Origin of the sequence: Microbulbifer celer, assembly GCF_020991125.1 — a bacterium.
Taxonomy (GTDB): Bacteria; Pseudomonadota; Gammaproteobacteria; order Pseudomonadales; family Cellvibrionaceae; genus Microbulbifer; species Microbulbifer celer.
In genome coordinates this window covers 1,978,353-2,000,991 of sequence record NZ_CP087715.1, presented here as the reverse complement: position 1 = coordinate 2,000,991, position 22,639 = coordinate 1,978,353, and the positions used below count along the sequence as shown (strand labels likewise).

20 protein-coding genes are annotated in these 22,639 nt (G+C 56.9%); 6 read left to right on the top strand and 14 right to left on the bottom strand.

The annotated features are described in order from the left end of the window. Positions 1 to 45: 45 nt before the first annotated feature. From LPW13_RS08390 to LPW13_RS08380, 3 genes are all read right to left on the bottom strand, one after another. Positions 46 to 1,779, bottom strand: a complete 1,734-nt coding sequence (locus LPW13_RS08390) for a SulP family inorganic anion transporter (RefSeq protein ID WP_230438982.1) — start codon at positions 1,777 to 1,779, stop codon at positions 46 to 48. 101 nt (positions 1,780 to 1,880) lie between these two features. Then, positions 1,881 to 2,312, bottom strand: a complete 432-nt coding sequence (locus LPW13_RS08385; protein ID WP_230438981.1) for a YeeE/YedE family protein — start codon at positions 2,310 to 2,312, stop codon at positions 1,881 to 1,883. Positions 2,313 to 2,316: 4 nt separating this feature from the next. Continuing rightward, positions 2,317 to 2,763 carry a YeeE/YedE family protein gene (locus LPW13_RS08380; protein WP_230438980.1) on the bottom strand — a complete coding sequence of 149 codons (447 nt, stop codon included), beginning with the start codon at positions 2,761 to 2,763 and terminating at the stop codon, positions 2,317 to 2,319. A gap of 154 nt (positions 2,764 to 2,917) precedes the next feature. Here LPW13_RS08380 and LPW13_RS08375 point away from each other — a divergent pair, with 154 nt between their 5' ends. The 3 genes from LPW13_RS08375 to LPW13_RS08365 are packed head-to-tail and all read left to right on the top strand — an operon-like array spanning position 2,918 to position 6,042. After that, positions 2,918 to 3,796 (top strand): MBL fold metallo-hydrolase, encoded by an 879-nt coding sequence (locus LPW13_RS08375; RefSeq protein WP_230438979.1) that lies wholly within the window; start codon positions 2,918 to 2,920, stop codon positions 3,794 to 3,796. 47 nt (positions 3,797 to 3,843) lie between these two features. Then, entirely contained in the window at positions 3,844 to 4,251 is a 408-nt protein-coding gene (locus LPW13_RS08370) for a TIGR01244 family sulfur transferase (protein ID WP_230438978.1), read from the top strand. 12 nt (positions 4,252 to 4,263) lie between these two features. After that, positions 4,264 to 6,042, top strand: a complete 1,779-nt coding sequence (locus LPW13_RS08365; protein ID WP_230438977.1) for a SulP family inorganic anion transporter — start codon at positions 4,264 to 4,266, stop codon at positions 6,040 to 6,042. Here the strand turns inward: LPW13_RS08365 and LPW13_RS08360 are convergent. The 5 genes from LPW13_RS08360 to ahpC all read right to left on the bottom strand — a co-directional run bounded on the left by LPW13_RS08360 (position 6,027) and on the right by ahpC (position 10,563). Beyond that, positions 6,027 to 6,581 carry a DUF1415 domain-containing protein gene (locus LPW13_RS08360; RefSeq protein ID WP_230438976.1) on the bottom strand — a complete coding sequence of 185 codons (555 nt, stop codon included), beginning with the start codon at positions 6,579 to 6,581 and terminating at the stop codon, positions 6,027 to 6,029. The genes LPW13_RS08365 and LPW13_RS08360 overlap by 16 nt on opposite strands. Before the next feature lie 28 nt (positions 6,582 to 6,609). Continuing rightward, positions 6,610 to 7,155, bottom strand: coding sequence for a DUF2058 domain-containing protein (locus LPW13_RS08355; protein ID WP_230438975.1), 546 nt, complete (start codon positions 7,153 to 7,155; stop codon positions 6,610 to 6,612). A gap of 143 nt (positions 7,156 to 7,298) precedes the next feature. After that, positions 7,299 to 7,877 carry a YceI family protein gene (locus LPW13_RS08350; RefSeq protein ID WP_230438974.1) on the bottom strand — a complete coding sequence of 193 codons (579 nt, stop codon included), beginning with the start codon at positions 7,875 to 7,877 and terminating at the stop codon, positions 7,299 to 7,301. A 309-nt stretch (positions 7,878 to 8,186) separates the two neighbouring features. Continuing rightward, positions 8,187 to 9,788, bottom strand: a complete 1,602-nt coding sequence (gene ahpF, locus LPW13_RS08345) for an alkyl hydroperoxide reductase subunit F (protein WP_230438973.1) — start codon at positions 9,786 to 9,788, stop codon at positions 8,187 to 8,189. 208 nt (positions 9,789 to 9,996) lie between these two features. After that, the gene (gene ahpC, locus LPW13_RS08340) at positions 9,997 to 10,563 is read right to left on the bottom strand and encodes an alkyl hydroperoxide reductase subunit C (protein WP_078083780.1); all 567 of its coding nucleotides are present in this window, start codon (positions 10,561 to 10,563) and stop codon (positions 9,997 to 9,999) included. Positions 10,564 to 10,891: 328 nt separating this feature from the next. On the opposite strand from ahpC, the gene LPW13_RS08335 reads away from it, so the two are divergent. Then, complete coding sequence (locus tag LPW13_RS08335) at positions 10,892 to 11,515, top strand: CPBP family intramembrane glutamic endopeptidase (RefSeq protein ID WP_230438972.1); 624 nt, start codon at positions 10,892 to 10,894, stop codon at positions 11,513 to 11,515. On the opposite strand, the gene LPW13_RS08330 is transcribed toward LPW13_RS08335, so the two are convergent. Genes LPW13_RS08330 through LPW13_RS08320 form a run of 3 tightly spaced genes read right to left on the bottom strand, consistent with a single transcriptional unit; the run spans position 11,499 to position 16,351 of the window. Beyond that, complete coding sequence (locus LPW13_RS08330; protein ID WP_230438971.1) at positions 11,499 to 12,083, bottom strand: exopolysaccharide biosynthesis protein; 585 nt, start codon at positions 12,081 to 12,083, stop codon at positions 11,499 to 11,501. The genes LPW13_RS08335 and LPW13_RS08330 overlap by 17 nt on opposite strands. Before the next feature lie 30 nt (positions 12,084 to 12,113). After that, positions 12,114 to 15,287, bottom strand: coding sequence for an efflux RND transporter permease subunit (locus LPW13_RS08325; RefSeq protein ID WP_230438970.1), 3,174 nt, complete (start codon positions 15,285 to 15,287; stop codon positions 12,114 to 12,116). Between the two features lie 2 nt (positions 15,288 to 15,289). Then, complete coding sequence (locus tag LPW13_RS08320) at positions 15,290 to 16,351, bottom strand: efflux RND transporter periplasmic adaptor subunit (RefSeq protein WP_230438969.1); 1,062 nt, start codon at positions 16,349 to 16,351, stop codon at positions 15,290 to 15,292. A 342-nt stretch (positions 16,352 to 16,693) separates the two neighbouring features. On the opposite strand from LPW13_RS08320, the gene katG reads away from it, so the two are divergent. Then, entirely contained in the window at positions 16,694 to 18,919 is a 2,226-nt protein-coding gene (gene katG / locus LPW13_RS08315; protein WP_230438968.1) for a catalase/peroxidase HPI, read from the top strand. A 17-nt stretch (positions 18,920 to 18,936) separates the two neighbouring features. On the opposite strand, the gene LPW13_RS08310 is transcribed toward katG, so the two are convergent. Both LPW13_RS08310 and LPW13_RS08305 read right to left on the bottom strand, forming a co-directional pair. Further along, on the bottom strand, positions 18,937 to 19,665 hold the full coding sequence (locus LPW13_RS08310) for a glutathione S-transferase family protein (protein ID WP_230438967.1): 729 nt from the start codon (positions 19,663 to 19,665) through the stop codon (positions 18,937 to 18,939). A gap of 124 nt (positions 19,666 to 19,789) precedes the next feature. Beyond that, positions 19,790 to 20,248, bottom strand: coding sequence for a MarR family winged helix-turn-helix transcriptional regulator (locus LPW13_RS08305; protein WP_230438966.1), 459 nt, complete (start codon positions 20,246 to 20,248; stop codon positions 19,790 to 19,792). A 193-nt stretch (positions 20,249 to 20,441) separates the two neighbouring features. Here LPW13_RS08305 and LPW13_RS08300 point away from each other — a divergent pair, with 193 nt between their 5' ends. Next, positions 20,442 to 21,548 carry a MipA/OmpV family protein gene (locus tag LPW13_RS08300; protein ID WP_230438965.1) on the top strand — a complete coding sequence of 369 codons (1,107 nt, stop codon included), beginning with the start codon at positions 20,442 to 20,444 and terminating at the stop codon, positions 21,546 to 21,548. Positions 21,549 to 21,620: 72 nt separating this feature from the next. Here the strand turns inward: LPW13_RS08300 and LPW13_RS08295 are convergent, their stop codons facing one another. Further along, positions 21,621 to 22,466 carry a DUF72 domain-containing protein gene (locus LPW13_RS08295; protein WP_230438964.1) on the bottom strand — a complete coding sequence of 282 codons (846 nt, stop codon included), beginning with the start codon at positions 22,464 to 22,466 and terminating at the stop codon, positions 21,621 to 21,623. Between the last annotated feature and the right edge of the window lie 173 nt (positions 22,467 to 22,639).

Genomic DNA, 22,639 nt, shown 5'->3' with positions numbered 1-22,639 from the left:
CGTGCAGCAAAACAGCTGTTCTGTGGCGCGGGTTATGAGGGGCTGCTAAGTCGCAGTGTCGGCTGCGGCAGCGGGATCTTCCCCGTGCAGCAGCGCCAGCTCCGCGATGTATGCCGAGAGGAAGATGCGCCCGGTCAGTTTCTCCAGCAGTTTTGATCGGCTCAGACGGTCCAGTACCGGTCCTTTCACTTCCGCCATATGCAGGCGGATATCTCGACTTCTCAGGTCCTTGTTGATCTGATGCAGCCGCTCCAGCGCGGTTCCGTCGATACGGCTGACAGAGGACAGTATCAGTACTAGTTCCCTGGTGGCCGGATGCCGTTTGAGCTCACTGAGGAGGCGGTCCTCCACTGCGCTGATATTGTTGAAGAACAGGCTTTCATCGATGCGAAGAAAAAGCAGATCACTCTGGGTCTCCACATCGTGGCGCAGCACATTGCGAAAATGCTCGGTACCGGGCACCCGCCCCACCACCGCAATGTGCGGCCGACTGCTGCGCCAGATCAAGGTGGCAAAAGACAATCCGATGCCTAGGGCGATACCGACCTCTACACCAAAAAGCAGTACCCCGGCAAACGTGCAGGCCATGGCGATGCCATCCGTGCGGTCATAGCGCCAGTTGTGAATGAAGCCGCGAAAATCAAACAGCCCTGCGGCGGCGACGATGATGATAGCGGCCAACACGGTGAGTGGTAATTTGCTGAAGAGGTCAGTGAGGTACAGCAGTATCGGAATCATCAAAAGCGCTGCCAAGACCCCCGCCAGCGGGGAGACCGCTCCGGCTTCCGCATTGACAGCGGTACGAGAAAAGCTGCCGGCTACTGGAAGCCCTCCGGAGATTGCGCTGGTGATATTCGCTGCGCCGAGCCCCAGCAGCTCTCCATCAGCATTGAGCCGCTCGCCGCGGCGGGCCGCCAACGACTGGGCAATGGACAGACTCTCAACAAACCCCAGCAGCGCAATAATCAGTGCTGGCAGCAGTAACTGATAGATCAGCCCGCCGTCGAACCCGGGCAGAATAAGCTTGGGCAGCCCTGAGGGGATATTCCCGACGATGACGAGTTTGTCTTCGAGTTTGAACCAGTGCACCAGTCCAATGGCGCAGAGCACCAATAACATCGGCATCAGCCGCGCAGACAGCCGCGCGATCTGCTTCGGTACACCCAGGCGGAATAGCGTAATCGGCAACCACAGACGGCTGGTAATCAGCAGTATCGCCGTGGCGATTCCGAATGCCATCGTGGGGATGTGCGCTTGCGGCAGGTTTTCAATTACGTGAAACAGCTTGACCGAGGCGGTTTCCCCGTCGGCCTCCACGCCCAGGATTGCCGGCAACTGTCCGACAATAATCAATGCGGCGGCGCCGGAGACAAAGCCATTGATGACCGGGTGGCTCAGCAGGTTGGATAGGGCGCCAAGCTTGAAAAGCCCCATGGCAAAGAGGAATACGCCGCTTAGCAGCGTCAACATGATGGCGGCAGTGATGTATTCCGGGCTCCCCACAGCTGCCAGCGGTGATAGGGCGGAAACCGTCATCAGGGAAAGTACCGCGGCGGGCCCCACGGACATGGCACTGCTGCTGCCAAAAGTCGCGTACGCAATCAGCGGAATCAGGCTGGCGTATAGCCCGACATGTGGCGGCAGGCCCGCGAGCAGGGCATAGGCGAGCCCCTGCGGAACCAGCAGCATGCCGGAGACCAGGGCTGCGGTCATATCGGCGTGCAGCCACTGGCGCTGGTAGTTTTTAATCCATTTGGGGACGATTCGGTTTAGCCGCATTGCTCGCGCAGTTAGATGCCAGAGGCTGGATGGACATCATCAGGATAGCCTCTGGTGTGGGACCCGTGACGAACCGATTACCGACCGCCACCGCAGGCGGCTCAACGAGCGCTGCTGTGACGGTTCTCCAACCATCGGAACGCCAGCATGCCTGCCACCATCGCCAGCACGAAGGTCACCGCTCCGGCTTCCCCTGCGCCGGTGGCCACAATGCCCGGCCCCGGGCAAAACCCGGCGATACCCCAGCCGATACCGAATACCAGGCTACCGAGGATCAGGCGGCGATCCAGTGTGCGCTTGGTGGGTAACCGTATGGGGTCGCCCAATATCGCGACTGCCCGTTTCTTGGCCACCAGAAAGGCCGGCAGACCGACCGCGATGGCGCCCCCCATGACCAGCCCCAGCGAAGGATCCCAGGCGCCGAACAGATCAAGGAACCCGAGCACCTTTTCCGGGTTAGCCATGCCGGAAAGTAACAGCCCGAAGCTGAAAATCAGGCCGGATACGAAGGCAGAGATTGTTACTTTATTCATGGGTTTACGCGGCTCCCATCAGGTGGCGGATAACATAAACAGTGGCAAAGCCGCCCCCCATAAATGCGAGGGTGGCGGCGAGAGAGCGCGGAGACAGTCGTGACAGGCCACATACACCGTGTCCGCTGGTGCAGCCGGAGGCATAGCGGGTGCCGATGCCCACGAGCAGGCCTGCAGCAATCAACATCGGATAACTCGCGCGTATTTCAATGGTTGGCAGGGCGTGAAACAGAACCCAGATGGCCGGACCGGCGAGCAGTCCGAGCAGAAACGCGAGCTGCCAGCCGCGGCTGTTACTTTGGTCGCGGTCATTGTCCAGCAAGCCGCCGAGGATGCCGGAGATGCCGGCAATGCGGCCGTTCATCAGGATCAGCCAGGCACTGGCCAGTCCGATCAGGAGGCCACCGGCAAGGGCGGTCTCAGGGGTAAATGCGTTCCAGTCAACGTTCATGGGGCAAGTCTCTCCGCGCAATATAGAGTTGGTGCAGGGTTTGTAGCAGGGGCGAGGCATTCAGGCCGGCGCCCTGGTAATATTCCTAATGGTTATTATATTATACCAAAATCATATATTAGTCTTTGCTTCTCAGGCCAGATGGGAGCCGACCATGACCGTATCTGACACTTGCCCGCTTGTGCAGGCCTTTCTCGACCCCACGACCGAAACCTGGAGCTACGTGGTGTACGACCGCAATGGCGGCAGCGCTGCGGTGATCGACGCGGTGCTGGACTTTGACCAGGCATCCGGGCGCACCAGTACCAAGGGCGCAGAAAATATAGTCGCGTTTGTACGGGAAAAGCAGCTCACCGTGGAGTGGGTGCTGGAAACCCACGCCCATGCTGACCACCTGTCTGCGGCGCCGTATATCCGCGAGCAGCTGGGGGGGAAGATTGCCATCGGCGATCATATCCGCGAGGTGCAGGGCATCTTCCGCGACGTCTTCAACCTGGAAAAAGAATTTCTGGTGGATGGCTCCCAGTTCGATCACCTGTTTGCGGAAGAGGAAACCTTCCGCATCGGTGATCTGGAAGGGCGGGTGATCTACGTGCCCGGCCATACCCCGGCCGATATGGCCTGGTTGATCGGCGATGCGCTGTTTGTCGGCGATACGCTGTTCCTGCCGGATGTGGGCAGTGCCCGCTGTGATTTTCCCGGAGGGGATGCGCGCAAGCTCTATCGTTCGGTGCAGAAGCTACTGGCGTTGCCGGAAGACACCCGCATGTTCATGTGTCATGACTATCCGCCCAATGGCAGTCGGGATCACCAGTGCGAGACCACCGTCGCCGAGCAGAAACGGAACAACATCCATCTACACGAGGGGGTGAGCGAAGATGCATTTGTAAAGATGCGTTCCGAGCGGGATGCGACCCTGGGGATGCCGCGACTGATCATTCCCTCCATTCAGGTCAATATCCGCGCAGGGCAGATGCCGCCCGCTGAAGACAATGGCACGGTGTATCTGAAGGTGCCGATCGACACGCTGTGAATGCGCACGGTGTGAAGTAAACAATCCGAGATTTTTGTGAGGACGTTATGGATTCGAAAGTTCTGGATCAGCAGGTCAGTGTTTCCGCCGAGCCGACGCTGGAAGAGTTTCAGGCATTGGCAGACGCCGGCGTGGAAGTGATCGTCTGCAATCGCCCGGAACAGGAGGCAGAGGGGCAACCCACTTTTGCCGAACTGGAACAGTCTGCTACCGGGGCCGGCATGATGTTTGTGGCGATTCCGTTTTCACGCGGTCAGATGCAGCCGGATCACAGTGAAGCCTTTCACAAGCTGCTCGAAAGCGGCAAGAAGGTGCACGCTTTCTGTCGCACCGGTAATCGCTCCTGCAACCTCTGGGCGGCGGCTCGATGCCTGAGTGGCGTCGACAAAAAGCAGCTACAGCAGGCTGCGCAGCGGGCGGGTTTTGATATCAGCGGTGTGCTGGTGACTTACTGAGAGTAGCTTTGGGTGAAGGCGCTTTTCAATAATGGCCCGGCACACTGGCTGGGCCGTTTCCTGCCTGCTGCAATCTGGTTGCCCGGCTACTCGCTGTCCACCTTACAGAAGGATCTGTTGGCAGCGGTGATCGTCACCATCATGCTGATTCCACAGTCGCTGGCCTACGCGCTGCTGGCGGGGTTGCCGGCTGAGGTCGGTCTCTATGCGAGTATTGCGCCGCTGGTGGCTTATGCGCTGTTTGGCAGCAGCCGTACGCTGTCGGTGGGACCGGTTGCGGTGGCATCGCTGATGAGCGCCGCCGCCCTGGGGCAGGTCGCCGCGCAAAATACTGCGGATTACCTGCTGGCGGCCATGTTGCTGGCGTTGTTATCGGGCCTTTTCCTGCTCCTGCTCGGGGTGCTACGTCTGGGGTTTCTCGCCAATTTCCTCTCGCACCCGGTCATCTCGGGGTTTATCACTGCATCTGGCATCCTGATCGCTGTCAGCCAGCTCAAGCATCTGATGGGCGTGGCGGCCAGCGGGGACAATTTGCCTGAGCTCCTGCATTCGATACTCGCGGGGATGGGAGAAATCAACCTCTATACGCTCGTGCTGGGCACGGCGGTGGTGGGTTTCCTGATCTGGTCTCGGGGCGGGGCGGTGGCCCTGCTGCGCAGACTGTCGGTTTCCGAGAACACCGCAAGCCTGCTGGTCAAGGCCGCCCCGGTGGTGGGAGTGATCGCCACGATTGTGCTGGCCGGCGGCCTGGATCTCGAAGGCAGGGGAGTGCAACTGGTGGGGGAGATCCCCGGTGGACTGCCATCGTTCGGATTGCCGAACTTTTCCCTGACGTTGCTGCAGCAATTGATGGTGCCGGCGATCATGATCTCCATCATCGGTTATGTGGAATCCATCTCCGTGGGTAAAACCCTGGCGGCCAAGCGCCGGCAGAAAATCGATATGAATCAGGAATTGATCGGCCTCGGTGCGGCGAACATGGCATCCGGCCTTTCCGGCGGTTTTCCGGTAACCGGTGGCTTTTCCCGCTCGGTGGTGAATTTTGACGCGGGCGCGGAAACGCAAATGGCCAGTGTCATGACCGCCATAGGGATTGCGCTGGCAGCGATGTTTCTGACCCCGTATCTCTACTATCTGCCCAAGGCCACACTGGCGGCAACCATCATTGTCGCGGTACTTTCGCTGGTGGACTTTTCCATTCTGCAAAAGACCTGGCGCTACTCGCCCAGCGATTTTTTCGCGGTGATGATTACGATTGTGGTCACATTACTGTTTGGGGTGGAGATCGGGGTGTCCTGTGGCGTTGTGGCATCCATCGTGCTTTTTCTTTATCGCACCTCCAAACCGCACATTGCCGAAGTGGGGCTTGTGGAGGGAACTGAGCATTTCCGCAATATCCAGCGTCATCAGGTACATACCGTGCCGCAGATTCTGAGTGTGCGGGTGGATGAAAGCCTGATGTTTTCCAACGCGGCGTTTCTGGAAGAGCGTATTTACAGCGATATCGCCGCAACTCCTGAATTGAAACACGTGATCCTGATGTGCAGCGCTATCAATGAAATTGACTGGAGTGCACTGGAAGCCCTCGAATCCATTAACGATCAGTTACAGACCGCTGGAATCTGCTTCCACCTGTCGGAAGTGAAAGGGCCGGTAATGGATGCGCTGGCAAAAAGCGGGTTTCTGGACCAGTTGTCGGGCAAGATATTTTTTACCCAATACGAGGCATTCACCACATTGCGGGAAAACTTCACTGGCGGAGAAGATGGCAATGTTCAAGAAAACAGATAGGGGAACAGTGCCCGCTTTTCGTCGTCGCTGAGCGATTCCACACGCAAAATATTGTTGTGGGGAATGCTGTCAGGGTCCGGATAGTTTTGCAGGCCGCGCTCCAGGCTCTCTTCGCGCAGTGTATGCAAAATGGGGTAGGGGGCGCGGTTGGTCAGGTTTTCCGCATCATCTGGATCTGTGCCCGCAAACTGGTAGTGGGGGTGGAAGCTGGCAATCTGGTATACACCTTCGTAGCCCTGACGTTTCAACAGCCACTCTGCCTCTTGCAGGAAAAAATTGTAATCGTGGAAGTCCCGCAAATGCGTGGGCAGAATCAGCAGGCTGGTCTCCACTTCTTCCAAGGGAGTGCGATCCAGCACCTGGAACTCATCCAGCAGCTCCTCCAGCAACACTGCATCGTTTGTGGCTTCGCTCACTACAAAACGGATCTGCCCCGCGCGCATGGGCTTGCGCGCGAACGGGCAGAGATTGAGCCCGACCACCACATCCTGCAGCCAGCGCTCAACCTGCGCAATGACCGGATCGCTATCTGTCATCATACTTCCAAGCTGGCGATTACCGTGCGATTTACCACATCAGGTCATCGGGAATTTCATAGCCCGCATAGGGATCGTCTTCCTCAACGATAGTGTCATTTTCCGGCGGCTGGACCACCATCGCTGGATTGCGTTCGGCGATCTTGTCGGCAATCACCCGCGGAACCAGTTCGAACTGTTCTCCCTCGCCCACGATCAGCAGTCGACCGGCAGTCAGGTGCTCCTGTACCGCGCTGGAGACATAGATCTTTTTCACTTTCTTTTCAAAAGTGAAGTGGTAGGCGATATCGTCCTGGCCCTTTGCACCCTTGGACTGCTTGTTGCGCTCGATCAGCTGCTTGATCTGCGCGGCGATGGCTTTCTGCTGGGCCGCAGCTTCCCGCTGGGCGTTCAGTTCCCGGTCACGTGCTACCTTTGCCGCGCGCGCCTCTTCGGCGGCCTGCTTGGCCTCGTCTACCTGAACTTCACCAGACTTCTTGGCCACTTTGTTCTGCTTGCGCTTTTCCTTGCTGATCTGCTTGGCTTTCTTGCCGTCGACCAGGCCTGCCTTGAGCAGCTGATCCTGTAGTGATGCCATGGGCTATGTACCTGTGCTTGAAACCGGAGTGGCGTGAATTCTAGCGGATTTATCGCGGGAATCGCACTAGTCACTAGTAAAGGGGAAAGTAGCGGACGGGAAGATGGCCCGCAAGGCGGGCCATTCGTGGGGCAGGGAGAGAATCAGTTCTGTTTGAATACCAGGGTAGCGGTCACCGGTACGATCGGGCTGATGCTGTCAAGGCCCGCCACTTCGCGCAGCTTTTCAATCCCCTCCAGCAGTTTGTAGTTGCCGGCATTCACGATAATCGGGGCATTGGTGGTCACCTGTACCTGATTTCCGGCGAGGCCTGTCACCTGCAGGTCTGCCTTCTCGGTCCGCTGCTGGCCGTGTACCTCCACGGTCACGTCTGCAGCAACGGTCATGGTTTCGCCCGGCTTCAGCGCCTTCAGCCTGGCCGCGTCTACGTTGGTAGAGATCGTCGCCTTGGCGAACTTTGCGGTCTCGAACAGCATCTTCTGCATGCGCTCGTTGCGGATCGGGATACTAGTTTCCACGCTCGCCAGGTCGATGGTCAATTTGGCTTGGCCAGCATCGGAGATAGAGCCTGTCAGGCTTTTGAAATGATGGGTTTCAGCGATGGTGGACTTCTTGACTGACACGAAATTGACACTGGAGTCATCGCCCAATAGCTGCCAGTCCGCGAATGCAGATACGGGTAAAGCGAGTAAAGCGGCTAGTGCGACAGACTGAATACGCATGAGGAGATTCTCCTGTTTCAAGCAAATTTAGGAAGCGAGCATAAGTCCGGCCCGTGACAAGCATTTGACCAGTCTCGACCTGGTGGTTCCAAGTGAGAAACATTATCAGGGGCTGCGGGCTGTGGCCAGTAAAGGACGGTAAAAGTGCAAAAAAAGCCGGCTGGCGCCGGCTGTAAGCATTGAGGATGTTCCTCGCTATGAGGAGGTTTCCCAGTATTGGCGAGCGGGGGTGCTGCTCGCCGGGGGAGGGCCGGATACCGCTGGGAAGCCGGCATCCGGTTGGGGATTCCAATCACTCGCCGGGCGTGATCAGCTGGCTACGGACAGGGATTCTTGCTTTTCCTCCTGTTCCGTCCCACCTTCGTCGACCGAAGAGCGGATCAGGTAGTCAAAGGCGCCCAGAGCCGCTGTTGCGCCCGCGCCCATGGAGATTACGATCTGCTTGTAGGGCACCGTGGTGGCATCACCGGCGGCAAAGACGCCGGGAATGGAGGTGGCACCGCGGCTGTCAATCTCGATCTCGCCCATGGGGTTCATTCCCACATCGCTGTCTTTCAGGAACTCGGTGTTGGGCACCAGGCCAATCTGCACAAAGACACCCGCCAACGCCAGCTTCTTGCTTTCACCACTCTCGCGATCGGTGTACGCCAGGCCATTCACCTTTTTTCCATCACCGACAATCTCGGTGGTCTGGGCGTTGGTGATGATGTCCACGTTCGGCAGGGACCGCGCCTTGCGTACCAGCACGTCATCGGCGCGCAGGGTGTCGGCGAATTCCAGCACGGTCACATGCTTGACGATACCGGCGAGGTCGATTGCCGCTTCGATACCGGAGTTGCCGCCACCAATCACTGCGACGTGCTTGCCCTTGAAGAAGGGGCCGTCACAGTGCGGGCAGTAGGCCACACCGCGGGTCTTGTACTCGGCTTCACCGGGCACGCCCAGTTCGCGCCAGCGGGCGCCGGTGGCCAGTACTACGGATTTACTCAAGAGGGTGGCACCACTTTGCAGTTCCAGCTCGATCATCTGCTTGCGTGTCAGGTCGGCTGCGCGCTGGCCGGTGATGATGTCCACACCGTACTCTTTTACATGCTGTTCCAGACTCGCGGCCAGTTTCGGGCCTTCGGTGTAAGGCACGGAGATAAAGTTCTCGATACCCACGGTATCCATCACCTGGCCACCAAAGCGCTCGGCTACCAGTCCGGTGCGGATGCCTTTGCGCGCGGCGTAGATTGCCGCTGCGGCACCGGCGGGGCCACCGCCGACGACGAGTACATCGTAGGGCTCGCGCTCGTTCAGTTCTTCGGCTTTGCGCGCTCCAGCGTTGGTATCAATCCTGGCCACGATTTCTTCCAGGCCCATACGGCCCTGGCCGAAGTGTTCGCCATTCAGGTAGACCGCGGGTACCGCCATGATCTGGCGCTCGTCCACCTCTTGCTGGAACAGGGCGCCGTCGATCATTTCGTGGGTGATGTTCGGGTTCAGGTTCGCCATCAGGTTCAGGGCCTGGACCACGTCGGGGCAGTTCTGGCACGACAGCGAAATATAGGTTTCAAAGTGGAATTCACCCTGGATGTTGCGGATTTGCTCGAGCAGTTCCGGGTCGGCCTTGGATGGATGGCCGCCGGCTTGCAGCAGGGCGAGTACCAGGGAGGTGAACTCGTGTCCCATGGGAATACCGGCAAAGCTGACGCGCGGGGTTTCACCGGCGGGTGCAATGGCCATACTCGGGGTGCGCTTGCGGTCTTCCTGCTTGAGGGCAATCTTGTCTGACAGCGCCGCAATGTCTTCGGCGAGGCTGCTCAGTTCAGCAGCTTTGGCGCTGCTGTCGGTGGACACACTGATCTCGATCGGGTTGACGATATTCTGCAGATAGGTGTCCAGTTGTTTCTTTACGTTTGCGTCCAACATCGGTGTGTCCTGAAACTCTTGTGTGATGCTTTTGGGGTGTTGTGGCGGTGCTGCTGCCGGTTACAACCTTGTGAGACACGCCGTGAACCCATCCCTGGGGCTCGGCTGCGGCCGTCCTGGCCGCAGACGGTCTCACAAGGTTGTAACCGGCAGCAGCACCTTCCCGGCAACTTTCATGCTTCGAATGTACCGGTTATCTAACTGACCTTTAGATTTTGCCTACAAGATCCAGAGAAGGCGCCAGAGTCTCTTCACCTTCCTTCCACTTGGCCGGGCAGACTTCACCCGGATGGGCAGCCACGTACTGGGCGGCTTTGATTTTGCGCAGCAGATCCTGGGCGTCGCGGCCGATGCCGCCTGCGTTGATCTCAACGATCTGGATCTTGCCTTCCGGGTCGATCACGAAAGTACCGCGGTCCGCGATGCCTTCTTCCTCGATCATCACACCGAAGTTGCGGGTGATGGTGCCGGTGGGGTCGCCGATCATCGGGAATTGGATCTTGCCGATGGTGTCGGAGGTGTCGTGCCACGCTTTGTGGGTGAAGTGGGTGTCGGTGGATACGGAGTAGATCTCTACGCCCAGCTTCTGGAACTCGGCGTAGTTGTCCGCCAGGTCACCCAGCTCGGTCGGGCATACAAAGGTGAAGTCCGCCGGGTAGAAGAAGACTACAGACCACTTGCCTTTCAGGTCCGCGTCAGACACGTCAAAGAAGTCACCAGATTGGTAGGCCTTGGCGTTGAACGGTTTGATTTCGCTGTTGATGTAGTTAGCCATGATATTTCCTTATCTCCTGAGAGAAGTTTTGCCCTGGGTCTCGGGTGTGAGTTTCGGGCGTGGGTTATCGGGTACGGGGGAAATACTATTAGCTTGGGCTTGTTGATAGAAGTTATTGATTTCTATGGCGGTGATAGTCTTTTGCGATTAATTGGGGGTCTTTGATAGCTCTAGTGGCCCGTCGGCGTCGTATTGCACCGCTTGGCTAGAGCCGGGATACTCAAGCAGGTAAGAAGCGGCTGATTCCGTGTTCTTACCCCGAGCATTCCCCGCCGAGCATTCCTCCCGGATCTCTAGGAGTCTGCAGTCAATGAATGAAAGCCATCGAATGAAAGGAAGCATTGTGGAGAAAATCGACATCAACCCGGTAAAAGCACTGGGGATGGCCCTCGCAATCCAGGGCGTAGCACTGGCGCTCTCTCTCGTGGGGTTGCAGATGAGTGCGGTAGACGTGTCGTGGTGGGGCGCGAAAAACGAAAGTCTCGGGATCGCAGTGGCGGTACTGCTGGGGCTTCTGGGCGCGATCGTGACTTATGTCGCCGCCTGGTGGCTCACACGCTCGGATACACTCGCCGGGGCAACCCTGCGGGAACACTGCCGCGCGCTGCATCCGTTCTTCCGCCATTTCTCCTGGGGGCAGATCGGCATCCTCGCGCTGGCCGCGGGTGTGTGCGAAGAACTGTTGTTTCGCGGATTCCTGCAGCCCTGGTTGATTGCTGTCAGTTCGCCCGTTGTCGGTATCCTGGTGGCCGCGGTGGCGTTCGGGTTAATGCACTTCGCGTCGTGGATTTATTTCGCAGTGACCTGTGTCGTTGGGATTGTCTTTGGGGGGATCTACTGGCTGACAGACAATTTACTGCTGGTAGTGATCTGGCACGGCATTTATGACCTGATTGCCATTGGTGTGGTGGCAAAGTATCCGCACTGGTTGGGCGTTACAGCAGAGAGCTGATTAACAATGCCGGTACTAACCCGGTAACAATCAAGGCAAGCACTATCAATAAACCGTCATGGGCAATTAAAGCTAGGCCGTAGATGGTCAGAGCCAGCCCCGCGAGGGTTGCGGAGAAGGGGATGACTTCCATGAGTGGGAGGCCCAGGGCGATGGCGCCGCACATCGTGGCGATCAGGTAAGTGCCCGTGCGGCCCACCAGAAACTGCAGCCGTGGGCGGACAGTATTGTCAATTCGAGCGGCCGGCTTCTGAAGTGCTTTGATCGCTTTGCGCACTTTTTCTGTTTGCATCGAGCGCTGCAGCAACCATTGCGGCAGCCAAAAGTGGTGTCTCCCCAGCAGCAGTTGTACGGCAACCAGTAGGACCAGAATGGACATCAACGTCGGTATTCCGGGTATGCCGCTCAGAGGTGAGAACAGGATCAGTCCGATCAGTAGTAAAATAGGAGCGAAGGACCGACGTCCGGTGACTTCCAGCACCTTTTGCAGGGATACGCGCTCGCTTTCGCCGGTAAGCGATTTGAGCTTTTGCAATAACGCAGTCAGGCTTTGAATTTCGTCGGACATAAGTTTGTTGTGATTGTAACCTTGCGGCCCTTACCCCTGTTCTGTCTGTCGCTTGGATTGTTGTTCAGGCGCACTGGGACTATGGCGCCAATTAAGTACAAACACTGTTAGAGATGGTAATACCGTGAGGGTTACGAGCGCTGCACCGATAATACCGGCCATCACGATAACACCGACGCCCCGATATAGCTCGGTCCCAGCGCCGGGTAAAAACACCAGCGGTGCGAGGCCGCAGATTGTGGTGATAGTGGAAATGGCGATGGGGCGCAGGCGGGAGTCCACCGCTTCCTGTACAGCCTCTATCGCATTCATTGCCTCTTCTTGTACATTGCTGATTGCCCGGTGCACGATCAGGATGGGGTTGTTGACTACCGTTCCCATCAGGATCAGGAAACCCAGCATTGATATCATATCGAAGGGCTGGTGTACGCCCTCCAGCCCCACGGAGCGCATGATTGCGCCTGCGAAGTTGAGTAACGCCAACCCGGCAATGCCGCCGGCGATACCCAGAGGTATGGTGGTCATGATCAACAGGGGATACCCCCAGTGTGAAAAAATCGCAACCATCAACAGGTAGATGATCGCCAGCGCAATAAGATAGTTGCTGCTCAGCGAGGCGCGGGTCGCGTCCAGTTGGTCGGCAGCACCGGAGATATTCATGGAGACGCCGAGGGGAACCTGCCCCTGATCCTTGAGATGCTGAACCAGCTCCTTCTTAACTTTTTCCACGCCGGTTTCCAATGCTACGGAGCGCGGCGGAATGATGTTGAGGGTAACGGTGCGGCGGCCATCAATACGGCGGACAGTGGCGGTGTCTACCGTTTCTTTGATTGTTGCCACATCTGACAGTGGCAATACTGCACCGGTGGGGGTGTATACGAAGATCTGTTCCAGCATTTCTACAGAGGCTTCGGACCCATTTTCGTTGTAGAGGTAGATATCGATTTTGTCATCGTCCATAAAGAACTCATTGACGAAGGCACCGTCAGTGAGGGCAGCGACGGTAAAACCGATGTCCTCTGCTCGCATCCCGACTTCCTCGGCGCGATCCCAATCGGGGATCACCTCCAGCAAGGGTTGCGATAGTGACAGGCTGGAAGGGCGGGTCTGGATATTCGGGTTGTCAAAGATTGTTTCTGCACGGGAATAGGCCGTGCGCGCCACTTGATACAGGTCGGCGAGGTTCGACCCGGAAATATCCAGATTCACACTGCGGGTGCCGCCGTCATTGCTGCTGATAATGGAACCGCGGGTGGCGAAGGCGCGCATACCCGGATAGCTTTCATATTGACGCACGATCGCTTTCATCAACGCATCGATATGCCGTGGGTCTTTGGTTTCGGAAATGATCCGTAGACTCTGGGGCGTGACCCGCATATTGAGATATTTTATTGCCGGTACCTCCGCCTTTCCCGATTCGAAAGCCTCGGGATCGGCTTCGACAAATGGCAGAAAGTAATCCTCCAGCTCGCTGGCGATCTCTTCCATCGTGTCCAGGTTGTAGCCCGGTGGCGCGTTCATGGTGGCGAAGGTCTTGGCTTCTTCCCCCTCCGGTAAATATTCTGCGGGGGGTGTGAGTAATATAACGATCAACGAGCTCGCCACGGCGGCGGTTGCGATGCAGGCGATCCTTCGCGTGGGGGTGGACAATAGCCAATGGATCCGGCCAACCACACTGTTGCGCAATCGACTGTTTTCAATGGCCGTGCTGGAGGTGCCATCAAACTTGAGCCGGGCGCTGGCAGTGGGTATGACGGTAATGGCCACCAGCATGGAAACCAGAATCGAGGCGGAAACGGCTATCGCAATATCGGAATAGAGTTGGCCGGCTTCCTCGGCAATAAAGACCACCGGCAGGAACACCATAACGGTAGTGAGGGTTGAGGCAAGCACTGCCGGCCAGACTTTTCTGACACCACTGATTGCCGCCTGAACACGGTCGAGCCCGCGTCGACGTTCCAATTCAATGCTCTCAAGCACCACGATACTGTTGTCCAGGGTCATGCCGATAGCGAAGGCCACCCCGGCCAGCGAGATTACATTGATGGTACGACCGGCAATCAGGAGTCCGATAAACGCGGCGATGGTACAGATCGGAATTCCCACCACGCCGAGCGCCGTGGCGCGAAATGAACGCAAAAACCAGTACATGATCGCAGTGGCGAGCAGCGCGCCGATCAACAGGTTCTTCCACACATTAAACACTGAAGCTTCCACGTAGCCGACGTCGTCTGCGGTCAACTCCATTACCATGCCTTCGCTTTCCAGCATTTCACGGTTCAGTCGCTCGACTTCTTTTACCATCGCGCGTTTTATATCAATGACGTTGGAGCCACTTTCCCGTCGTACCGACAGGCTGATGACTGGCCGGCCGTTGACATAGGAGTTGCTGCGGACTTTGAAGTGATCCAGCTTAACCTCAGCAACATCTCCGAGCCGGGTGATACTGTCACCGTCGCGGCGGAGAATCAGTGAACGCAACTCCTCCAGGTCGCGGAAACGACCCAGGGTACGCAGTAGATAGCGTCGTTTGCCACTTTCCACTTCGCCGCCGGAAATGTCTCGATTGCGTTCGCTGATGACCTGGCGAACCTGTGAAATACTGAGATCCCATTGCGCGAGCAATTCGGGCTTCAATAGAATCTGGATCTGTCGCTCTGCACCGCCATACACATCGACCTGGGCTACGCCCGGTACCCCCGACATGCGCGGCCGCACATTGTCTTCGACATAGTCGCGCATCATATCCATGTCGAGCCCGCGGGGATTGCCCGGCAATGGAGAGACGCGGTAGTACATAAAGGCGTTGGAGGAAAACGAAGTCGCGTATACCGCGGGTTCGTCTACATTGACGGGGTAAGAGGGAACCTGAGTGAGCGCATTGTTGACCCGGATCTGGGTTTCCGTGATGTCGACCCCAAACGGGAACTCGAGCTCAATTTCTGCACTGCCCAGATCGGCGGTGGATTGCATCTCCTGCAAATAGGGGATATTGCGCAGGTACTCCTCCTGTTCGATCAGGATTTCCTTCTCGATATCCTGTGGGGTGGCACCGGGCCAGCTGGTGCGAATGGAAATAGTTCGTACTTCCAGATCGGGGATCATCTGTACCGGTACCCGGAATGCAGCGACGAGTCCGAGAATTGTGATAATCAGTACCGTAACAGTCACCAGAATACCGTGGCGGACGATCTGCTCGAACATGATCAGTGCCTGGCCCTCTGGAGCAACACGGTCTGGTCCGGTTGCAGGCTTTCATTGCCGCGCACTATCACTTGCTGTCCCTCCTCGACGCCGGTTTTGATTTCAATCAGTCCGTTAAAGCTGAGCCCGGTAGTGACCTGTTGCTCTACAACTTTGGCGGGCTCCCCCCACCGGCTATCCGGTTCTGCGATCCACACGGTCACTCGGCCATCGGGATAGCGCAATACGGCGTCTCGGGGCAGGGCGACTCCGTGCCGGTCATTTTGCAATTGGAGTACGGCCGTGGCTGACATTCCTGGGATCAGTTCCGTTGTCTGATCGCTTTTACCTGTGATTACCGTGCGCAGTAGAAACGTTCTGCCGCTGTCGCGGCTGACCGGGACCTTGTGTTCTACCCGGGTGTTCAGTGTGGTGCCATCATCCAGCTTGACCCGAATGGCGGTATCCGTCTGGATGCGCGCGAAATAGCGTTGTGGCACCTGGAAGTCTGCGCGCAGGTCATCAGCGGCTACCAGCTCGAACAGTGCTGTTCCGGGATCTACCCATTCGCCCACATCCACGTGACGTTGACTGATGGTGCCGGAAAAGGGCGCTTTGATCCGGTGTCTGCGCAACAGGGCGGCCTGCCTTTCCGCCTCCACCTGCGCGGCCTGTAGCTCTGCGTCTCTAATACGCACTTCGGACGCGAGGCTTTCCACCTCGGTCTCGGCAATATGCTGGTCGCTGACGAGTGATTGCAGTTCACGGTATCGTCGCCGGCTGTCAGCCAGTGCCTCTCGCGCCTGTGCGACCTCTGCCAGCGCGGCATCGCGACTGATGCTATTGAGCTCTGGGTCGAGTACCAGCAGCAATGCACCTTTTTTAACTCGATGCCCGATATCGGCGCGAATTGTTTCCACCAGCCCGGAAACTTCGGTGGATAGTAGCGCCTGTTGTAGCGGGTGAATCGTGCCGGCTACCGGTACTTCTTCAATCAATGGCTGACGTTGGGCGATAGTTGCCTCGACACGGAGAGGAGCCGGAGAGTCAGGTGTCTGCGCCGTTACGGCAGGGTGCAGCAACACGGAAAGCGCCAGTCTGGTTTTGGGAGCGGAGATAAACCTTTTTACAAATATTACGGGTGAATTCACAAAATACCGACCAAAAATTGATTATGTGAGCATACACAAGGAGCGTGCAGCCAGTTTCTCACGTCATCGTCTCAAAATAATTTGGCGTCTCTCCAGTGCTTTTGATTGCCGATCACTATCATCTTGATAGCTGAATGGTAGGGTTTTAAGCGGAGGGTAGCACCCGCCGCCAGCACCTATTGATTAGGCGTCTGGTTTCTTTTCCCATCTCTTCGTTGCCAGCAGAAAATTCTATAGTCAATGCCAGTAAAGTATTTCCCTGCTGGAGGAAAACCCATGATTAAAAAAATGCTACCGCTGTGTACCGTAGTGGCATTTGCCATTTCTACGGTCACGTTCTCGGGGCTGGCCAGTGCACAGTCCGGGAGTGTACCCAATGAGCCGAAATCGAATCAGTTCTGGTGGCCAGACCAACTGGATCTTTCGCCGCTGCGGGACCACGGTAAATCCTCCAACCCCATGCAGGATGACTTTGATTACGCCAAGGCGTTCAACAGTCTGGACCTCAACGCGGTCAAGAAGGATATTGAGCAGGTACTGACCACTTCTCAGGACTGGTGGCCGGCGGATTATGGCCATTATGGTCCATTGATGATTCGCATGGCGTGGCATGCTGCTGGTACCTACCGGGTAGGGGACGGCCGCGGTGGTGCCGGCGGTGGGCAGCAGCGTTTTGATCCTCTCAACAGCTGGCCGGATAACGTCAGCCTGGATAAGGCGCGTCGGCTGCTGTGGCCCATTAAACAGAAGTATGGCAAATCGCTTTCCTGGGCGGACCTGATGATTCTGACTGGCAATGTGTCGCTGGAATCCATGGGGTTCAAAACGTTTGGCTTCGCCGGTGGGCGGCAGGACGACTGGGAGCCGGAAAAGGTCTATTGGGGGCCGGAAACCCAGATGCTGGACTATGAAAAGCGCTTTAAAGGGAAAAAGCTTGATCGCCAGCTGGCGGCCACGGTGATGGGGCTTATCTATGTGAACCCGGAGGGGCCGGGTAGCAACCATGATCCAAAATCTGCCGCGGAAAAAATTCGGCTCTCTTTCGGTCGCATGGCGATGAACGATGAAGAAACTGTCGCCCTGATTGCCGGTGGCCACGCATTCGGTAAAACCCACGGTGCCGTCAAGGCGGATTGTGTGGGCAAAGAGCCCGCTGCAGCGCCTATCGAGCAGCAGGGGTTTGGTTGGAAAAACAAATGCGGCAAGGGCAACGCCGAGGATACATTCACCAGCGGGCTCGAAGGCGCGTGGACGATTACGCCAGCACAGTGGAGCCACAATTTCCTGGATAACCTTTTCAAGTTCGAATGGAAGCAAACCAAGAGCCCGGCAGGTGCGACCCTGTGGATTCCCACCGATCCGAATGCTGCCAATATGGTGCCGGATGCACATATTGAAGGGAAGCGCCACGCCCCGATCATGCTGACAACAGACTTGGCGCTCAAAGAAGATCCTGCCTATCGCAAGATCGCCGAGCGGTTTCACAAAAACCCGAAGGAGTTGGAAGATGCGTTTGCGAGGGCCTGGTTCAAACTGACGCACCGGGATATGGGGCCGAAAGCCCGTTACCTCGGACCGGAGGTTCCGAAAGAGGATCTGCTCTGGCAGGACCCGATTCCCGCGGTAGATTTCAAGTTACTGGATGATGGGGACGTGGAGCAGCTCAAGGCTGAAATCCTGGCTTCCGGCCTCTCTGTGCCCGAGTTAGTGCGCACAGCCTGGGCTTCCGCTTCCACCTTCAGGGGATCGGACATGCGCGGTGGCGCGAATGGTGCGCGTATCCGTTTGGAACCGCAGAAGGACTGGCCGGTGAACGACCCCCAGGAGCTGAATAAGGTGCTGGGACAGCTGGAAACAATCCGGAATAAATTTAACAGTGGGCTTTCTGGCGGCAAGAAAGTGTCATTGGCCGATACCATTGTGCTGGCCGGTAACGCAGCTATCGAGCAGGCGGCCAAGAAAGCCGGCCACAATGTGCAAGTACCTTTCAAGCCCGGCCGGACCGATGCAACCCAGGAAATGACCGATGTCGAATCATTTTCCTGGCTTGAACCGCGTGCGGATGGCTTCCGTAATTACTACGGCAAAGACAATTCCGTTTCTCCAACAAAAATGCTGATTGACCGCGCAGACCTCCTGACCCTGACCGTCCCTGAAATGACAGTACTCGTCGGTGGTATGCGCGCGCTCGGCGCCAATACGGGCAACTCCCGGCGTGGCGTTTTCACGGATAAGCCCGGAACCCTCACCAATGACTTTTTCATCAACCTGCTGAGCATGGATACAGAATGGGCCAAGTCTTCTGCCGGGGAAGGCGTTTATGAAGGTAAGGATCGTAAAAGTGGCGAAGTGAAATGGACCGCGACGCCCGTTGACCTGATCTTCGGCTCCAATTCCGAGCTCCGTGCGGTGGCGGAATACTACGCCACCGAAGATGCAGAGGAGACTTTCATCAATGACTTTGTCGACGCATGGAACAAGGTGATGAACCTGGACCGTTAATACGTTCCTGTATCGGTCTAGGCGTTCACCCCATTTGCTTCTGATTTGACCGCAACGCGGCGCTGAAAATCGGCCACTTGCGAGCGGGTGGTCTGCCACCAGGCGTGCACGGCCAGCCGTTGATACCAGTAGTGCAAAGCGGGGAAGGGGGTTAAATCCAGCTTTGCGCGATCAGTGTGCAGCAAGGCAGCGCCGATACACAGGTCCGCCAAGGTGGGTGCTTTTCCCGTGAGGTAGAGCGTTTTCTGTAACTGGTTGTCGAGGATCTTGGCGACGCCGGCAAATTTTTTTCGCGCTTTATCCAGCCGCTCTGTATCTCCCTGCATGCCCCAGAACGGCAGGTAGAACTGGTTCAACAGAATTGGCCCAACGACAGGATTCCAGCAACTGGACTCCCAGTGACACCAGCGGAGTACACTCGCCTGCTGCCCTGGATCTTGCGGCCACAACTGGGAGTCGAAGATATTTGCCAGGTACTGAGCGATAGCATTGGATTCCCACAGCGTCAGCTCGCCGTGGATGAGAGATGGAAGACGACCATTCGGATTGATATCGAGATATTGGGGTTGTCGTTGTTCCATCTGTTCCAGTGCGATTTGCCGGCGCTCAATCCGAAGGATTTGCGGAGCGAGTTCCGGGGATTCCTCGGCAATGCAGTACAGCACCAGCTCGACCTTTAACGGGTTGTGCACCAGCGGGTGAGTAAATAGCTGCATGGGTGTGTGTTGGTCATTTCCTGTGATCATGGGTGTTTCCTTTCTTTGCCTGGGTTAGAAGTATGTATATGCATGTATTTGTTCGTAAGATCCGTCTTGAGATCGATCAATGGGAGTCCGTATCTGATTGATCTGTGAAAAGCAGGTAGCCCCGTTATTCCGCCGACTCTTTAAGCGCTACCACGGCCTCACCGACAGCGAGTAACTGATCCGTTAATTCATTACCCAGTAGGGACTTGAGCGCGCCCTGAGTGCGTGCCCAGCTCTTGCAGGCTTGTTGGTAAAGTCGCCGACCACTTGATGACAGCTGCAGGCGCTTTTCCCGCCGATCCGCTCCCGGCAGCGTCTCCAGGTAGCCATCGCGCAACAGGGGTTTGAGGTTGCGGGAGAGTGTGGTCTGGTCCAGTACCAGAACGTCCTGCAGGCCTCGGTTGGTGGTTTCTCCCAGAAAATGGATCGCGCGTAGAATCGCAAACTGGGTGATCTTGATTCCATGCTCCGCCATATCGTGGTCATACAGCTGGGTAAGCACCCGGTTGGCCTTACGCAGGTGTAGCGCGAGGCAGGGTTCCACCTGTGGTTTGACAACGCGCTCTAGGTTGTCGGCTTGCATTGATGAACTGGTTGACTCTTTCATAGTGCGTTTTTAGCATGCATATACATGTAGTGGCAACGGTTTACGGCATCGTGACGGGTTTCTCATCATCTATGGTTTCTACGTTTTAACAACGGTCGGGTTGATCTGGACTGCTGGAAATGTCGTATACAAATCGTAATCAATCGAGATGTTGCTAACCGGAGCCCCCATGACATTCATTCGCGCGAGTTTTCTGCTGGTACTGATGTTCGAGGCACCACTTGCATTGGCGGAATCTATATCTGTGCGTCTCGCTAATGCGCCGCAGCAAGGTGTGCTGGTTTTACAGGTCTATCGCGATGCCAGTAGTTTTGGTGACTTTCGCAACCCGATGCTGGAGACACGCCATACGATTGTGGAAGACGGGCGCTACCGGATCCGCGGTGTTCCCACGGGGCAAATCGCAGTGCTTGCGTATGTCGACGAAAACGAAAGTGGCGCATTGGACAGGACCTTCGTCGGCATTCCCAAGGAGCCGATTGGCATCTCCAATAACTACCGTCCAAAAGGGCCGCCGAGCTTTCGGCGAGCCAGTTTCCCCCTGAAAGCGGGAGAGGACCGGGAGTTGGAGGTCACGCTGTATGACGTCCTGGGAGAAATGGGGCAGTGGGGTGTCGGGCTTGGCGTCATCGTCCAGAGCAGTCCCTATCAGGGCTCTGATTCCACGGTCACCCAAGTCATCCCCGCAATTACCTACCTGGGAGAACGTCTGCAGTGGTTGGGCCCTACGGTGCGCTATGGTCTTCTGGGCAGCGACAGGTTGCGGCTTGCGCTGAATGCCACTTACCGGGTAGGTGCCTACGAGGAAGATGATAGTGCAGCATTATCCGGGTTAGGTGACCGCCACAACACATTAATGGCCGGGATTGGCCTGGTATACGATGGCCCCAGTGGCATTGATGTGGACTTCCGCTATCAGCACGACGTTCTGGACCGGGTCGGTGGTGGAACCGCGGAATTCCGGGTTTCGCGCGGCTTCAATACGGGAAACTTTCGCTGGGCGCCGTCGGTGGGTGTGAAATGGTTGAGCAGCGACCTTGCCAATTACGACTTTGGCGTGCCGGTGTCGGGTGCCCGGGTAAGCCGGCCTGCTTACGACGTAGGCAGTAGCACCAATTTTGCAATTGGTATTGGCGGTATGCTGGAGTTGACAGAACACTGGCGTGTGATTCTGGATGTGGGCGCAGAATATCTGGATGACAATATTGCCGATAGTCCGATTGTCGACGACCGTCAGGTATTCAAAGGGTTTGCGGCTGTGACCTATACCTTCTAAGACCCTCTCGGGGCTGGACCTATCTTACTGGGCTGAGAGCTCTTACCGGGCAGAGGGCTCTTATCGGACGACTCAGAACAGCCCCATCTGGGGACGTTGGGTGTCCAGCGCGAGCGCACCTGCGCCGGGCAGCTTTTCCAGCAGCATGGACTGCCAGACCTGTGCCAGTGACACGGCGTCGCCGTTGTCCGGCATATGGATGAATACGTAGGGTACATACCCACTTTCGATCCAGCTTGAAACACGATCTACCCACGGCGCGAGGTACTGACGGTTGGTTTCCAACTCGGAATGACCGATAAAGCGGACCACCTGCGGCGCTTCCACCGGTAGCAGGTGCACCGGGACCTTTGGTTTCTTGCGCTGGGCGTCGCGAATGGCTTCACTTGCCGCTGGCGCGGCGAACAGCGCGCGGCTATCCATGCACACCCGCGCGGTGTTACGCGCTCGCAGCCCACGATTCAGTGTCCGTTCCTCTTCCCCTTTCGTGAAGAACGCCGGGTGACGTACTTCGACCGCACAGTTCAACGGTGCCGGCAAGTTGTCGATAAACCGCCAAAGCGCGTCCAGGTGTTGTGGTCCAAATGCAGCGGGAAGCTGCAGTAAAAATGGCCCCAGTACATCTTCTAGCGGTGCGATAACCTCAAGGAAGGCCCTGACTTCACCCAACGTGACCGCCAACAGCTGATCGTGGGTGATGGCCCGGGGAAACTTGAGCAGAAACCGGAAGTCATCTGACACCTGCGTACGCCATTGCCGACACTGGGCCTGGGTTGGCGTTGCGTAGAAAGTGGTATTGCCCTCTACACAGTTAAAAACCTGACTGTAGCGCGCGAGCGGCGTATTGCCGGCCGGTAGCAACCTGTTCCAGCTGGGATGTTGCCACTGAGGGCAGCCGAGGAAGTAGGGGAGTGTCATCGTACTCTTAGCGGAAAAATGGGTAACCTGAAGCGTGGGCGGGCATTTTACGGAAATGATTGTGAACGTCGAGCAAGTCAAGTCTGCACATTTACTTTTTAATCATTAGAATGCGCGGCCTCCTGGCCATTCAGATAAGTGTGAACTGGCAATTCATTTTGATCTCTGTGAAG

Excerpts from the sequence above, each read along its gene's own strand:
- LPW13_RS08325 (WP_230438970.1), bottom strand. The coding sequence starts at position 15,287 with ATGTTCGAGCAGATCGTCCGCCACGGTATTCTGGTGACTGTTACGGTA.
- LPW13_RS08375 (WP_230438979.1), top strand. The coding sequence starts at position 2,918 with ATGACCGTATCTGACACTTGCCCGCTTGTGCAGGCCTTTCTCGACCCC.
- katG (WP_230438968.1), top strand. The coding sequence starts at position 16,694 with ATGATTAAAAAAATGCTACCGCTGTGTACCGTAGTGGCATTTGCCATT.
- LPW13_RS08350 (WP_230438974.1), bottom strand. The coding sequence starts at position 7,877 with ATGCGTATTCAGTCTGTCGCACTAGCCGCTTTACTCGCTTTACCCGTA.
- LPW13_RS08305 (WP_230438966.1), bottom strand. The coding sequence starts at position 20,248 with ATGCAAGCCGACAACCTAGAGCGCGTTGTCAAACCACAGGTGGAACCC.
- ahpC (WP_078083780.1), bottom strand. The coding sequence starts at position 10,563 with ATGGCTAACTACATCAACAGCGAAATCAAACCGTTCAACGCCAAGGCC.
- LPW13_RS08370 (WP_230438978.1), top strand. The coding sequence starts at position 3,844 with ATGGATTCGAAAGTTCTGGATCAGCAGGTCAGTGTTTCCGCCGAGCCG.
- LPW13_RS08380 (WP_230438980.1), bottom strand. The coding sequence starts at position 2,763 with ATGAACGTTGACTGGAACGCATTTACCCCTGAGACCGCCCTTGCCGGT.
- LPW13_RS08295 (WP_230438964.1), bottom strand. The coding sequence starts at position 22,466 with ATGACACTCCCCTACTTCCTCGGCTGCCCTCAGTGGCAACATCCCAGC.
- LPW13_RS08385 (WP_230438981.1), bottom strand. The coding sequence starts at position 2,312 with ATGAATAAAGTAACAATCTCTGCCTTCGTATCCGGCCTGATTTTCAGC.
- LPW13_RS08360 (WP_230438976.1), bottom strand. The coding sequence starts at position 6,581 with ATGATGACAGATAGCGATCCGGTCATTGCGCAGGTTGAGCGCTGGCTG.
- ahpF (WP_230438973.1), bottom strand. The coding sequence starts at position 9,788 with ATGTTGGACGCAAACGTAAAGAAACAACTGGACACCTATCTGCAGAAT.
- LPW13_RS08390 (WP_230438982.1), bottom strand. The coding sequence starts at position 1,779 with ATGCGGCTAAACCGAATCGTCCCCAAATGGATTAAAAACTACCAGCGC.
- LPW13_RS08330 (WP_230438971.1), bottom strand. The coding sequence starts at position 12,083 with ATGTCCGACGAAATTCAAAGCCTGACTGCGTTATTGCAAAAGCTCAAA.
- LPW13_RS08310 (WP_230438967.1), bottom strand. The coding sequence starts at position 19,665 with ATGATCACAGGAAATGACCAACACACACCCATGCAGCTATTTACTCAC.
- LPW13_RS08335 (WP_230438972.1), top strand. The coding sequence starts at position 10,892 with ATGAAAGGAAGCATTGTGGAGAAAATCGACATCAACCCGGTAAAAGCA.
- LPW13_RS08355 (WP_230438975.1), bottom strand. The coding sequence starts at position 7,155 with ATGGCATCACTACAGGATCAGCTGCTCAAGGCAGGCCTGGTCGACGGC.
- LPW13_RS08300 (WP_230438965.1), top strand. The coding sequence starts at position 20,442 with ATGACATTCATTCGCGCGAGTTTTCTGCTGGTACTGATGTTCGAGGCA.